Source organism: Bradyrhizobium sp. LB11.1 (assembly GCF_040549385.1).
Lineage (GTDB): Bacteria > Pseudomonadota > Alphaproteobacteria > Rhizobiales > Xanthobacteraceae > Bradyrhizobium.
In genome coordinates, this window is the sequence record NZ_JBEPTH010000001.1 from 247,480 (window position 1) to 260,802 (window position 13,323).

Sequence of the window (13,323 nt, forward strand, 5' to 3'; positions counted from 1 at the left end):
CGCGCGACGTAACGCCTGCACGCAAGATGCGCGCGGGAATCCGGCATGGCATCGCAAATGACGATGGGCTAGCGTCGTCGAAGGCCGCCGGGAGAGGACCATGAAATCGCCGATCTGCGACATGCTGGGCATCGAGTTCCCGCTGCTCGCCTTCAGCCATTGCCGCGATGTGGTTGCTGCCGTCAGCCGCGCCGGCGGCTTTGGCGTGCTCGGTGCCACCGTGCATACGCCGGATACGCTCGAACGCGAGCTGAAATGGATCGACGACCACGTCGACGGCAAGCCCTATGGCATCGACGTGCTGATCCCCGAAAACATCTCGACATCAGGCGAGAAGGACGTCACCTGGAAGAGCCTGGAAGCGCGTGTGCCGCAGGAGCACCGCAGATACACAAGCGAGCTCCTGAAGAAGTACGACATCGAGTTGAGCACCACCGATGTGGCCGACAACCAGCCGCAGCCGTTCGACGCCGAGACCGCGCTGGAGCTACTAAAAGTCTCGTTCAATCATCCGATCCGGCTGATCGCGAACGCGCTGGGCGTGCCGCCGAAGGCCATGATCGAGATGGGCAGGAAACACAACGTGCCGGTGGCAGCCCTCGTCGGCGCCAAGGAGCACGCGTTGCGCCAGGTCGCAGCCGGTGTCGACATCCTCGTGGTGCAGGGCACCGAAGCCGGCGGCCATTGCGGCGAGGTCTCGACCATGGTGCTGGTGCCGGAGGTGATCAAGGCGATCAAACCGATCCGCGACGTGCCGGTGCTGGCAGCCGGCGGCATCATGACGGGCCGGCAGATGGCGGCCTGCATGGCGATGGGCGCGGCCGGCGCCTGGACCGGCTCGGTGTGGCTTGCCACCGTCGAGTCCGAGACCTCTGAGATCTTTCGCGAGAAGATGATCGCCGCGTCGTCCCGTGATGCAATCCGCTCGAAGGGCCGCACCGGAAAGCCGGCGCGACAGCTCCGTTCGGTCTGGACCGATGCCTGGGATCGCGCGCCGGAAAGCCCGGGTGCGCTGCCGATGCCGCTTCAGAGCATCATCAGCCGCGATGCCTTCAATTCGATCGACCGCGCGGCAGCCGCCGGCAACGCCAAAGCGCGCGATCTCGTCAGCTATTTCGTGGGCCAGGGCGTCGGCCTGATCGACAGCGTGAAGTCGGCCGGCGCCGTGGTGCAGGAGTTCAAGGAAGAGTTTGCCGAAGCCGTCGATCACATGAATGCGCTGGTGGCGGAGTAGAGGTATGTGCGGCCCATCCTTCGAGGCTCGCCGAGCGCCGCAAGCGTCGCTCGGCTCGCACCTCAGGATGACGCTGTAGCCGTAACCGTCATCCTGAGGTGGCCGCTTCTTCAGCGGCCCTCGAAGGACGACGGCGTGCCAAAAATCTGAAACGTGAAGCAAGAAGAAATGACCAAGACCAACATTCCCGAAGACCGCATCCCCGTCATCGTCGGCATCGGCGAGATCGTCGACCGCCCGAAGGAGATCATTGAGGGCCTCGAGCCGCTCGATCTGCTCGAACAGGCATTGCGACGCGCAGAAGCTGATTCCGGCGCGAAGCTGCTCGACGAAGTGCAGTCGCTCGACGTCGTCAACTTCCTGAGCTGGCGCTATCGCGATCCGGAGAAGCTGCTTACGCAGCGGCTCGGCGTCTCGCCGGCGCATTGCTATTACGGTCCGGTCGGCGGCGAGAGTCCGATCCGCTTCATTCATGAGGCAGCCAAACGCATCGCGCGCGGCGAATGTACCGTCGCCGCGGTCTGCGGCGCGGAAGCGCAGTCGACGACAACCAAGGCCGAGCGCGCCGGCGTCAAGCTGCCATGGACGCCGTTCGCCCACGATGTCCCGGAGCCGAAGCGCGGCGCGGCGTTCCAGAAGCCGCTCGCCGTGAAGCTCGGCGTATTCCGTCCGGTCACGGTCTATCCGTTCTATGAGGTGGCCTCCTCCGCGCATTGGGGCCAGACGCCGCGCGAGGCGATGGCGGAGTCCGGGACACTGTGGTCGCGCTATTCGGAGGCCGCGGCACAGAATCCCACCGCCTGGCTGAAGCGGCGCTATGCACCGGAGGAAATCACGACGCCGACGGCAGATAACCGTCTCATCGCCTGGCCGTACAACAAGCTGATGGTCGCCAACCCTAGCGTCAACATGGGTGGTGCGCTCTTGCTCACCAGCCTTGCCAAGGCGCGCGCGGCTGGCATCGCCGAGAACAAGCTGGTTTACCCGCTCGGGGGCGCGTCAGCCGAAGAGCCGCGGGATTATCTGCTGCGAGACCAGTTTTACGAGAGCCATCCGCAGAACGCAGTGCTGAAGGCCGTGATGGACATCGCCGGCGGCGACGGCAAAAATTTCGACGCGATCGAGCTCTATAGCTGCTTCCCTTGCGTGCCGAAGATGGCGCGGCGGACGCTGGGTCTGGGCGCCGACGTGCAGCCCACCGTGAACGGCGGCCTCACCTTCTTCGGCGCGCCGCTCAACACCTACATGACGCATGCAGCCTGCGCGATGGTGCGGCGGGTGCGCGGCGGCGACAAGCTCGGCCTGCTCTATGGCCAGGGCGGCTTCGTCACCAAGCATCACGCTCTGGTCGTTTCGAAGACACCGTCGCGAGATGTGCTGGCGCAGGAGACGAGCGCGCAAGGCGAGGCCGACCGCAACAAGCGTGCGGTGCCGGAGTTCGTCACGGAGGCATCAGGCAAGGGCAAGGTCGAGAGCTTTACGGTGCTCTACGGCCGCGGCGGCGATATCGAGCACGGCGTGGTGATGTTGCGCACCCAGGACGACCGGCGCGCGCTGGCGCGGATTCCGGCCAGCGATAGTGCGACGCTGGCGCATCTATTGAACATGGATAAAACGCCGGTCGCCTCAATTGGCGAGATCACCATGGCAGCCGATGGCGTGCCGGAGTGGCGGGTGGCGTAAATCTCGTAGGGTGGGCAAAGGCGCTCTTGCGCCGTGCCCACCATTCTTGCCGTATCGCACGAGGTGGTGGGCACGCTGCGCTTTGCCCACCCTACGAGACTGCGCTCGGGGGCACGAGACCGGCTTAGCCCTTCGGGGCCTGCTTCTCCGACGCAGTTGCCGGCTTGCCGCCGGCACCGACGACGCGAACCGCATCGCCATCGGACAAACCATCCGGCGGAGCAGTGATGACGCGGTCGTCAGGCGCGATGCCTGAGGCAAGCTCGATCTCGCGGCCGAGGTCGCGGGCGATGGTCACAGCCTTGAACTGCACCTTGTCGTCCGGACTGACCGTTGCAACACGCAGGCCGTTGCTGTTGAAAATCAGGGCGCTCGCGGGAATGCTAAGCGGCGCGGCGTCGCGCTGCAAATTGAGCTTTACGCTGGCATAGCCGCCAGGCATCAGCTCACCGCTCGCATTGTCCAGCCCAAGCTGCATCCGCGTCGTACCCGAGGCGACGTCGACGGCCTGTGACGAGGCTTCCACGGTCGCCTGGAAAGTCCGGTTCGGATACTCCGGCAGCGCGATGACAGCCTTGGCGCCCATCTTGATAGCCGGCACGTAGTTCTGGGGAACGTTGACGTAGACGCGTAGCTTGGTGTTGTCGGAAACAACGAACATCGCCGGGCCGGAGCCGCCGCCGGCGTTGATCAGCGCGCCGACGTCCGTGTCGCGCGCGGTGACCACACCGTCGAATGGCACCGTGATCTTCTTGTAGCCGGCGAGCGCCTCAAGCCGCTCGACATTGGCCTGGCCGGAATGGACGGCGGCGTTCTTGTTGGAGAGATCGGCGGTGCGCTCGTCGATCTCCTGCGCCGAGACGAAGTTGGAAGCGACCAGGGTCTTGCGCCGATTCAGGGTTGCCTCTGACAGCCTGGCGCTGGCCTGCTGGCTGGCGAGGTCGGCGCGAGCCTGCAGGAGTTGCTGGTCGAGGTCAGGGGCCTCGATCTCGGCGATCACCTGCCCTGCCTTGACGCGGGCGCCGATGTCGGCGCTCCAGCTTTTGAGATAGCCGGAAACACGGGCGAAGATGGGGGCGCGGTAATAGGCCTCGAGCCGACCCGGCAGGTCGATGGTGGAATTGAGCGCCTTGGTGTTGGGCAGGGTCACCGCGACGCTGGGAACGGCCTGGTCGTCGGTCCATTCCTTCAGCTGGGAGCCCTGGTCCTCGCGGGCCCGGATGCCGGTGCCGACCACGAGACCTGCCGCAATCAGCGCCACCACGCCGAAAATGCCCAGTTTCCGGTGCGACACCGGCGAGCGGGGTTCAGTGGGCGACATGCGGAGTCTCCAATCGGGCGGCGGCTTTGGCGCCTCGCTTCTTGTGTACCATACTGAACACCACGGGAACAAACATCAGCGTGGCGAAAGTTGCAAAGATCAGGCCGCCAATCACGGCGCGGCCAAGTGGCGCATTCTGCTCGCCACCTTCGCCCAGCCCGAGCGCCATCGGCGCCATGCCGATGATCATGGCGAGCGCGGTCATCAGAACGGGACGGAACCGGACGAAGCCGGCTTCCAGCGCGGCCGCGATGGGGTCACCGAGCTCCTCATAGCGCTCGCGGGCAAAGGAAATGACCAGCACGCTGTTGGCGGTGGCGACGCCCATGCACATGATGGCGCCGGTCAGCGCCGGCACCGACAGCGTGGTCTGCGTCGTGAACAGCATCCAGACGATGCCGGCGAGGGCTGCCGGCAGCGCGGTGATGATCACGAACGGATCGGACCAGGACTGGAAGTTCACCACGATCAAGAAGTAGATCAGCACGACGGCGCCGAGCAGACCGAACAGCAGCCCCGTGAAGGCGCTGTTCATGGTCTGCACCTGACCAAGCAACGCCACGGAAGATCCCTTCGGCACGTCCTTGGCGGTGTCGGCGATGGCCTGGCGGATGTCGGTTGCGACCGCGCCCAGATCGCGGCCCGACGTCGTGGCAAATATCTGTACGAGGTTTTGAATGTCGTATTGCGACACCACCGCGCTCGAGGTCGCACGCTTGATGTCGGCGATGCCGCCGAGGATCGGCGACTGCGAGGCGCCGGCCGCGGTGATCGGCAGCGTCTGCAGCGCGCTGAGCGAATCGATCTGGTATTGCGGCGTCTGCATTACGATCGAATAGGACACGCCGTTGTCCGGGTTGAGATAGTAGGTCGGCGCGACCTGTGATGAGCCGGCGAGATTGACCACCAGACTGTTGGTGACGTCGCGCTCGGTCAGGCCGACAAATTGCGCGCGGGTGCGATCGACATCGATGTTGAAGGTCGGCAGGTTCGGCGATTGCTGGATGCGTGCATCAGCAATGCCTGGAATCCGGCGGACCCTGGCGAGCAATTTGTTGCCGTAGGCAAAGTTGCCGGCGAGATTGGCGCCGCGGATTTGCAGGTCGATCGGCGCCGGCGCGCCGAAATTCAGGATCTGGCTGACGATGTCGGCCGGCAGGAAGGCGAAGCTGACACCCGGGAACAGCCGTGGCATCTGCTCACGCAGCACCTTCACATGCTCTTCGGTCGGCTTGTGACCTTCCTTCAGCTTGATTTGGACGTCGCCGTCCTGCGGACCGATCACGCCGGTGTTGTTGTAGGTCATGTTGATGCCAGAGATCGGCATGCCGATGTTGTCGGTCATGGTCTCGATCTCGGCGGGAATCAGCTTGCGCACCGCCTTCTGCACGTCCGCGAGCTGGTTGGCGGTCTCCTCGACGCGGGTGCCGACCTGGGTGCGCACATGCATCAGAATGTTGCCGGCATCGACGGCAGGGAAGAAATTGCGGCCGAGGAACGGCACCAGCGCGAAGGACGCACCGACCACGCAGAGGAATCCGATCACGAACACCCCGCGGTGTGCCAGTGCGAGCCCGAGGAAGTTGTGGTAGCCGCCTCGAATGCGCTCGAACCGCTTTTCAAAGCCGCGCTGGAACCAGACCAATGGATTGCGCGACTTCGGCGGCTCGCCCTCGTGATGGACGTGTGCCTGCAAGAGGTAGTTCGCCATGGTCGGCACCAGCGTGCGCGACAGGATGAACGACCAGATCATCGCGAACATCACCGCCTCGGCCATCGGCACGAACAGGAAGCGCGCGACGCCGGTGAGGAAGAACATCGGCACGAACACGATGCAGATACAGAGCAGCGAGACGAAGGCCGGCGTCACGATCTGGTTGGCGCCGTCGAGGATCGACTGCTCGACCGGCTTGCCCTGCTCGAGATGGTAGTTGATGTTCTCGATGGTCACCGTGGCGTCGTCGACAAGGATACCGACCGCGAGCGCAAGGCCGCCGAGCGTCATGATGTTCAGCGTCTCGCCGATCGCCGACAGCATGACGATGGCACCGAGCACGGACAGCGGGATCGAGACAGCGATGATGACGGTCGAGCGCCAGCTGCCGAGGAACAGAAGGATCATCACGCTGGTGAGCAGCGCCGCGATCACGCCTTCGACGGCGACGCCTTGAATCGCGCCGCGGACGAAGACCGACTGGTCGCCGATGAAGCCGATCTTCAGTGCATCCGGCAACTGATCCTTGACGTCGATGACCTTCTGCTTGATGCCGGCGATGATATCGAGCGTCGACGTCGCGCCCGCCTTCAGCACCATCATCAACACCGAGCGGTTGCCATCGACATGAACGATGTTGGTCTGCGGCGGATTGCCGTCGCGCACGGTCGCGACGTCGCGCACAAAGACCATCGCGCCGTTGACGGTCTTGATCGGCAGATTGCCGAGCTCGTCGATCTTGAGCGGCGAGTTGTTGAGCTGGATGCTGTACTCGAAGGTGCCGATCTTCTGAGTGCCGACCGGGGTGATCAGGTTTTGCGCGGCGAGCGCATTGGCGACGTCCTGGCCGGACAGACCGCGGGCCTGGAGCGCGGTCGGATCGAGGTCGATCTGGATCTGGCGCTGCTTGCCGCCGAACGGGTATGGGATCGCGGCGCCCGGCACGGTGACCAGCGGCGTGCGGAGCTGGTTGATGCCGATGTCGGCGAGGTTCTGCTCGGTGAGGCCCTCGCCCGACAGCGCCACCTGGATGATCGGCACGGTCGAGGCGGAGTAGTTCAGGATCAAGGGCGGCGTCGCGCCCGGCGGCATCTGCTTCAGCAGCGTCTGCGAGATCGCGGTGACCTGCGCATTGGCGGTGCGGATGTCCACATTGGGCTGGAAGAAGATCTTGATGATGCCAAAGCCGTTGTAGGAATTGGCGGTGATGTGCTCGATGTCATTGACGGTCGTCGTCAGCGCTCGCTGGAACGGCGTGGTGATACGGCCGGACATCTGGTCGGGCGGCAGGCCTGTATACTGCCAGACCACGCCGATCACAGGGATGCGGATGTCCGGAAAAATGTCCGTCGGCGTCCGCAGCGCCGCGAGCGGTCCGATAATCAGAAGCAGGAGCGCCAGCACGACAAACGTGTAGGGCCGGCTCAGGGCAATACGGACCAGAGCAATCATTCGTCAGATAATTCCAAGACGGGGGTCAGGGAATACGCCCCCACGGTTTCCAGCGCTGATTTACTCGAACACCGCCGAAATGGCTAATGGCAGCGCGTCACGCCCGGTCACTTCCGTGCTATTGCACTGCGAAATCGCATTCCAGATATGCAGCCTCTGCCCGCAAAATGACAGAGACGCCTTTCATCGCTGAAAAAACGGCGCCCGGAGACGCCGCTTTCAAAACTACCACTTATGCCCGACTACGCTGCGCGGACGTTGGTCAGGAACTTGCTGACCTCGGTCTTCAGCCGGGTCGAGTCGTTGGACAGCATCTGCGCCGCCGACAGCACCTGCGAGGAGGCGGTGCCGGTCTCGGTGGCGCCGCGCTGCACGTCGGTGATGTTGGACGACACCTGCTGGGTGCCCTGGGCCGCCTGCTGCACGTTGCGGGCGATTTCCTGGGTCGCAGCGCCCTGCTCCTCCACTGCGGCGGCAATCGCCGAGGAGATTTCCGAGAGACGCTCGATGGTCGAGGAGATCTCCTTGATGGCGCCGACCGAGTCGTTGGTCGCCGCCTGGATGCCGGAGATCTGCTGGCCGATCTCGCCGGTCGCCTTGGCGGTCTGCTCGGCGAGCGCCTTCACCTCAGACGCGACCACCGCAAAGCCGCGCCCGGCTTCACCGGCGCGCGCCGCTTCGATGGTGGCGTTCAGCGCCAGCAGGTTGGTCTGGCCGGCGATGGTGTTGATCAGCTCGACAACGTCGCCGATGCGCGAGGCAGCCTTCGAGAGCTCGCTGACACGCTCGGTCGTGGCGCGGGCCTGGCCGACCGCGTCGCCCGCCATCCGCGCCGATTCCTGCACCTGGCGGCTGATCTCGCCGACGGAAGAGGCCATCTCTTCGGTCGCCGAAGCCACCGACTGGACGTTGGTAGACGCCTCTTCCGAGGCCGCGGCAACCGTGGTCGCCATCCGCTGCGAGCGCTCGGCGGTCGAGGTCAACGTCGAGGCCGAGGCTTCGAGCTGGGTCGAGGCCGACGATACGGTCTGGACGATCTCGCCAATCATGGTCTCGAATTCGCGGGTCACGTTGTCGACGCGGCGGCCGCGCTCGATCTTGGCGTCGGCGTCGGCCGCGGCGGCCTCGTCGGCAGCCTTCTTGGCGATCAGAGCCTCCTTGAAGACCTGGAGCACATCGGCCATCGAACCAATTTCAGTCTTCTCGCCGCGGTGCGGGATTTCAGCGGAGAGGTCGCCGCGACCCAGCGCCTGCATCGGCTGGATGATCGAATTGATGCCAGCGGAGACGTCTTGAACGAGATAGAAGCCGACGCCGATGCCGGCAATGACGGCTGCACCGAGGATGATCGCGACCAGCATGAAGGCGTAATAGTAGGTGTCGGCTGCATCCGCGGCAGCCCGGTCGCCGCCCTTGTTGTTCAGTTCGATGTCCTTGGCCAGGATGGCGTCGGCCTCAAGCCCGATCTTGTTGACCGTCTTGCTGTTCAGCTCGTGCGCCTCGTGAGGAATCTTGCCGACTTCCTGACGCGACAGCGCCATGACCTGCTGGGTGCCCTTCTTGTAGTCCTCCCAAGCCTTGGACCACTGACCATAGAGAGCCTTCTCCTCGGGAGACGAGATCATCGCCTCATAGGTTTGGCGGAATTTTGTGTTGGCATCGACGACTGTCGCCAGTGTCTTTTCCGCTGCAAGCTTCTCCTCAAGCGTTTCCACCAGCATGTGCTCGCGGATGACGTTGCGGTAGGTAATGACGCCGGCGCGCAGATCGCCGATCACGCGGACGCTCGGCATCCAGTTCGTGGTAATGTCGACCGTGTTGGCGTTGATCGCCCGCATCTTCATGACGGCGAGGAGGCCCATGCCAGTCATCGCGACCAGCAGGAACGCCATGACACTGATGATCTTGGTGCGGATGGAGATGGTGGCGAACATAAGCGGTCTCTTTGCGTTGGCGCGGTGGCGCGTCCGGAATGGTGGATCAACCAAAAGGCGCGGCGCCGATATCCAACAACAAAGCGACTGAGCAGTTGTTAACTACGACTCCGTGAGAGCACGGAACGCTAAAGAAGTGAATGAGGGGCTAAAAATGCTCTGCGCTCAGCGCATGAGCCCAATCGCATCTGCGAAAAACTCCGGCCCACCGAAGTTGCCCGACTTCAAAGCGAGCAGCATGCCGCCTGCCTCAGCGCCAACCGCACGAAGCACCGGCACACCCGCGGCGATCTCCGCGCCGACCAGGAAGCCCGGAATCCTGAGGCGGTCGACGACGGAGCCGGAGGTTTCGCCGCCAGCTACGATCAGGCGCCGAACGCCTGATTTTACTAGGCTTTCCGCGATGTCCGCCATTGTCTGCTCGATGGCGTGCCCTGCCGCGTCACGGCCGTGACGCGCCTGGAGCGCGGCGACGTCAGCCGGGGTCGCGCTCGATGCAATCAGCAGGGGACCTTGGGCCAACCGCTCCCTCGCCCAGTCCAGCGCACGCTGCGTTTCATTTGCTCCCGTAAGAATACGGTCGGGGTCAAGATGTAACACCGGCATGACGCGTTCGGCGTTGGCGATCTGCTGCAACGTGGCCTGCGAGCAGCTTCCGGCGAGGCATGCCACCTGTCCGCCGACGGCGGTGTGCTGCTCGCTGCTGGCGGCGGCCGACTTGACCTTGCCGGTCGACACCAGAGCACGAGCCAGCCCAAGTCCGATACCGGAGGCACCGACTGACAGCCGGTGCCCTGCGGCGACAAGGCCGATGGTCTCGAGGTCGCGGTCGAACACGGCATCGATAATCGCAGCGCCGACGCCCTTGCCTGATAGTTCAGCAAGCCGGGCCCGCACGGCCTCCGCCCCGCGGGTGACGGTGGCGAGGTCGACGAGGCCGATTTGGGTCTTGCTCTGGCGCGCCAGCACGCGCACAAGGTTGGAATCGTGCATCGGGTTGAGCGGGTGGTCCTTCAGCGGGCTCTCGTTCAGGGGAACAGCGCCGACGAACAGATTGCCTTGGTAGACGGTGCGGCCGGTCTCCGGGAAAGCCGGCGTCACCAGAACAGGCCCCTCCCCGCAATCGGCGCGCAACGCATCCATCACCGGGCCGATATTGCCGGCATCGGTGGAATCGAAGGTCGAGCAGATCTTGAACAGCACGTGGCTCACGCCGCGACCACGCAACCATGTCTCGGCCGCGCGCGAGCGCGACACCGCAAGCCCAGCCTCGATCGAGCGACTCTTCAGCGACACCACGACGGCGTCCACTTCTGGCAGCTTCAGATCGTCAGCGGGCACGCCGATGGTCTGCACCGTGCGCAGGCCCGCGCGCGTCAGCGTGTTGGCGAGATCGGAGGCGCCGGTATAGTCGTCGGCGATGCAGCCCAGCGCTAGCGTCACGGCGTCACTCCCGCATAGCGTTTGAACCAGGCGAGGCCATCGGTGGTCTTGCCGCGCGGATTGTATTCGCAGCCGACAAAGCCGGCATAGCCGAGACGATCGAGCTCTTCGAACAGGAACGGATAATTCAGCTCCTCACCGTCAGGCTCATTGCGCGACGGAATGCTGGCGATCTGGACGTGGCCAATGATCGGCATCATCTCGCGCAACCGCATGGTGACGTCGCCATGGATGATTCCGCAGTGATAGATGTCGAACTGGAGTTTCAGGTTCGAAAGCCTCAGCTCCTGGATCAGGTCGCGCGCGAAGCCGAAATCGTTGAGGAAGTAGCCGGGCACGTTGCGTGCATTGATCGGCTCGAGCACGATGTCGATGCCGTGCGGCGCGAAGAACTCCGCGGCCCATGCCACCGATTTGTAGAAAGCCTCGATCGCAACGCGTTCGCCGCGATTGGCGATACCCGCCATCAAATGCAGGCGTTTGACGCCGGTAGCTTTTGCGTACGGCAGCGCCGTCTCCAGGCTCGCCTTGAGGTCGGCAAAGCGGGCCGGCAGTGCGGCAAAACCTTTCTCGCCGGCATTCCAGTCGCCCGGAGGCAGATTGAACAGCGCCTGAGTCAGGCCGTTGCGCTTGAGCCGCTCACCGATCACGTCAGCCGGATGCTCATAGGGAAAGAGAAACTCGACGGCGGTGAAGCCGGCTTGCGCGGCGGCATCGAACCGATCGAGGAACGGGACCTCGGTGAACATCATCGAGAGGTTGGCGGCGAAACGGGGCATAGGGATCCTCTTGCTTACTTGTCGCCGGGAAGCTTGACGCCGGTAACCTGCGCATACATCCGCGCCACCGACGCATCATCGTCACGCCCCATGCCGGCGGCTGATGTCATCAGGAACATCTGGAGGGCTGCGGCGGAGACCGGCACCGGGAATCTGGCGCTGCGCGCCATGTCCTGGATGATGCCGAGATCCTTGACGAAGATCTCCACCGCGCTGCGCGGCGTGTAGTCGCCATCGAGCACGTGCGGCATGCGGTTCTCGAACATCCAGGAATTGCCCGCGGACGCCGTGATCACCTCATAGACCTTGCGGATATCGAGCCCCTGCTTGGCGGCAAACGCGATCGCCTCGCTGGCAGCAGCGATGTGTACGCCGGCCAGCAGCTGGTTGATCATCTTGAACGCGGCGCCCTGGCCCGCGGCATCGCCGAGTTCGTAGAGCTTTGCGGCCATGGCATCGAGCGCGGGGCGGGCCTTCGCGAACGCCGTGGGACTGCCGGAGGCGAGAATAGTCAGCTCACCCTGGGCTGCGCGCTGCGCGCCGCCGGAGATTGGCGCATCCAGATAATGCCGGCCGGTCGCCTCCAGCTGTTTTGCCAGGCGTCGCGCCACGTCAGGATCCATGGTGGCGGAGGAGATGAAGACGCTGTCCCTCGGCAAGGTCTCGGCGACGCCGTCCTTGCCGAACAGGATCGTTTCGGTCTGCGCAGCATTGACGACGACGCTGACGACGATGTCGGCGCCCTTGGCCGCCTCGGCCGGCGTGTTGGCGCCGGCGCCACCATCCGTCACAAAGCGCGCCACGGCATCAGCCGAGACGTCGCAACCGGTAACGGCATGGCCGGCGCGCTTCAGCGAAGTTGCCATCCCGTACCCCATCGAGCCGAGCCCGATGATGGCGATGCGCTGGTTTTGTAACGTGGAGGCAGACATGCGACGAACCCTTGCGAACGTTTCCCGACAGGCCGGCCTTTGCGGCGGCTCGTGACCTCGAATAACACGGCTTGGCCGCGCTGCCAAAGCGTGAGACAAGCGAGCATGACGGCCATGAGCAATGAGACGCGGCTGCGCGAGGCTATCTGCCGTTTCGGACGGTCCCTGTTCGAGCGCGGGCTGACGCCGGGCTCCTCCGGCAATATCAGTGTCAGGTTGGATGGCGGCGGCTGGCTGGTGACGCCGACCAACGCCTCGCTTGGCTTCCTCGATCCTGCAAAGCTGTCGCGGCTGGACGACCAGGGCCGGCTGGTTTCCGGTGACGCTCCGACCAAGGAAGTTCCGCTGCACACCGCGCTCTACGACACGCGCGGACGTGCACGCGCGATCGTACATCTGCACTCCACCCATTCGGTCGCGCTCTCGATGCTGCCCGAAATCGACCCGCGTGCCGCGCTGCCGCCGATGACGGCCTATTATCTGATGAAATGCGGCGCCACCGCGCTCGTGCCCTATTACCGCCCTGGCGATCCCGCTGTGGCCGATGCGATCAAGGGACTTGCGGGGGAGTATTCATCCGTGCTGCTCGCCAATCACGGCCCGGTTGTCGCCGGCGACACGCTGGAAGCGGCGGTGTTCGCAACCGAGGAGCTTGAAGAGACGGCGAAGCTGTATCTGCTGCTGCGCGGGATGAACCCACGGTATCTTTCGCCGGAGCAGGTGACGGATCTGGTGAAGGTGTTCGGGGTGACACTGCCGGAACATGGGCATTGAGCCCGGCTCTAACCTCGTCATTGCGAGCGCAGCGAAGCAATCCAGAATCTCAAAGCG

General features: G+C 64.3%; 9 protein-coding genes. 3 read left to right on the plus strand and 6 right to left on the minus strand.

The window, feature by feature from the left end; translation table 11 throughout:
* Nucleotides 1–100 precede the first annotated feature (100 nt).
* Nucleotides 101–1,234, plus strand: coding sequence for a nitronate monooxygenase (locus ABIA96_RS01095; protein WP_354135168.1), 1,134 nt, complete (start codon nucleotides 101–103; stop codon nucleotides 1,232–1,234).
* A gap of 168 nt (nucleotides 1,235–1,402) precedes the next feature.
* Nucleotides 1,403–2,917 carry an acetyl-CoA acetyltransferase gene (locus tag ABIA96_RS01100; protein ID WP_354135169.1) on the plus strand — a complete coding sequence of 505 codons (1,515 nt, stop codon included), beginning with the start codon at nucleotides 1,403–1,405 and terminating at the stop codon, nucleotides 2,915–2,917.
* Between the two features lie 124 nt (nucleotides 2,918–3,041).
* Here the strand turns inward: ABIA96_RS01100 and ABIA96_RS01105 are convergent, their stop codons facing one another.
* The 6 genes from ABIA96_RS01105 to ltnD form a co-directional block, all read right to left on the minus strand.
* Nucleotides 3,042–4,238 carry an efflux RND transporter periplasmic adaptor subunit gene (locus ABIA96_RS01105; RefSeq protein ID WP_354135170.1) on the minus strand — a complete coding sequence of 399 codons (1,197 nt, stop codon included), beginning with the start codon at nucleotides 4,236–4,238 and terminating at the stop codon, nucleotides 3,042–3,044.
* The gene (locus tag ABIA96_RS01110) at nucleotides 4,225–7,404 is read right to left on the minus strand and encodes an efflux RND transporter permease subunit (RefSeq protein ID WP_354135171.1); all 3,180 of its coding nucleotides are present in this window, start codon (nucleotides 7,402–7,404) and stop codon (nucleotides 4,225–4,227) included. Before ABIA96_RS01110 ends, ABIA96_RS01105 begins: the two co-directional genes overlap by 14 nt.
* Nucleotides 7,405–7,646: 242 nt before the next feature.
* Nucleotides 7,647–9,338, minus strand: coding sequence for a methyl-accepting chemotaxis protein (locus ABIA96_RS01115; RefSeq protein WP_354135172.1), 1,692 nt, complete (start codon nucleotides 9,336–9,338; stop codon nucleotides 7,647–7,649).
* A 165-nt stretch (nucleotides 9,339–9,503) separates the two neighbouring features.
* Nucleotides 9,504–10,781 carry a 3-oxo-tetronate kinase gene (otnK, locus tag ABIA96_RS01120; RefSeq protein WP_354135173.1) on the minus strand — a complete coding sequence of 426 codons (1,278 nt, stop codon included), beginning with the start codon at nucleotides 10,779–10,781 and terminating at the stop codon, nucleotides 9,504–9,506.
* Entirely contained in the window at nucleotides 10,778–11,560 is a 783-nt protein-coding gene (gene otnI / locus ABIA96_RS01125) for a 2-oxo-tetronate isomerase (protein ID WP_354135174.1), read from the minus strand. Before otnI ends, otnK begins: the two co-directional genes overlap by 4 nt.
* Nucleotides 11,561–11,574: 14 nt before the next feature.
* Nucleotides 11,575–12,591, minus strand: a complete 1,017-nt coding sequence (gene ltnD, locus ABIA96_RS01130; RefSeq protein ID WP_354135175.1) for an L-threonate dehydrogenase — start codon at nucleotides 12,589–12,591, stop codon at nucleotides 11,575–11,577.
* A 6-nt stretch (nucleotides 12,592–12,597) separates the two neighbouring features.
* Here ltnD and otnC point away from each other — a divergent pair, with 6 nt between their 5' ends.
* Nucleotides 12,598–13,266, plus strand: a complete 669-nt coding sequence (gene otnC, locus ABIA96_RS01135; RefSeq protein WP_354135176.1) for a 3-oxo-tetronate 4-phosphate decarboxylase — start codon at nucleotides 12,598–12,600, stop codon at nucleotides 13,264–13,266.
* Nucleotides 13,267–13,323: the final 57 nt, after the last annotated feature.

Coding starts and splice junctions, on each gene's coding strand:
- ABIA96_RS01095 (WP_354135168.1), top strand. CDS start 101: ATGAAATCGCCGATCTGCGACATGCTGGGCATCGAGTTCCCGCTGCTC.
- ABIA96_RS01100 (WP_354135169.1), top strand. CDS start 1,403: ATGACCAAGACCAACATTCCCGAAGACCGCATCCCCGTCATCGTCGGC.
- ABIA96_RS01105 (WP_354135170.1), bottom strand. CDS start 4,238: ATGTCGCCCACTGAACCCCGCTCGCCGGTGTCGCACCGGAAACTGGGC.
- ABIA96_RS01110 (WP_354135171.1), bottom strand. CDS start 7,404: ATGATTGCTCTGGTCCGTATTGCCCTGAGCCGGCCCTACACGTTTGTC.
- ABIA96_RS01115 (WP_354135172.1), bottom strand. CDS start 9,338: ATGTTCGCCACCATCTCCATCCGCACCAAGATCATCAGTGTCATGGCG.
- otnI (WP_354135174.1), bottom strand. CDS start 11,560: ATGCCCCGTTTCGCCGCCAACCTCTCGATGATGTTCACCGAGGTCCCG.
- otnC (WP_354135176.1), top strand. CDS start 12,598: ATGACGGCCATGAGCAATGAGACGCGGCTGCGCGAGGCTATCTGCCGT.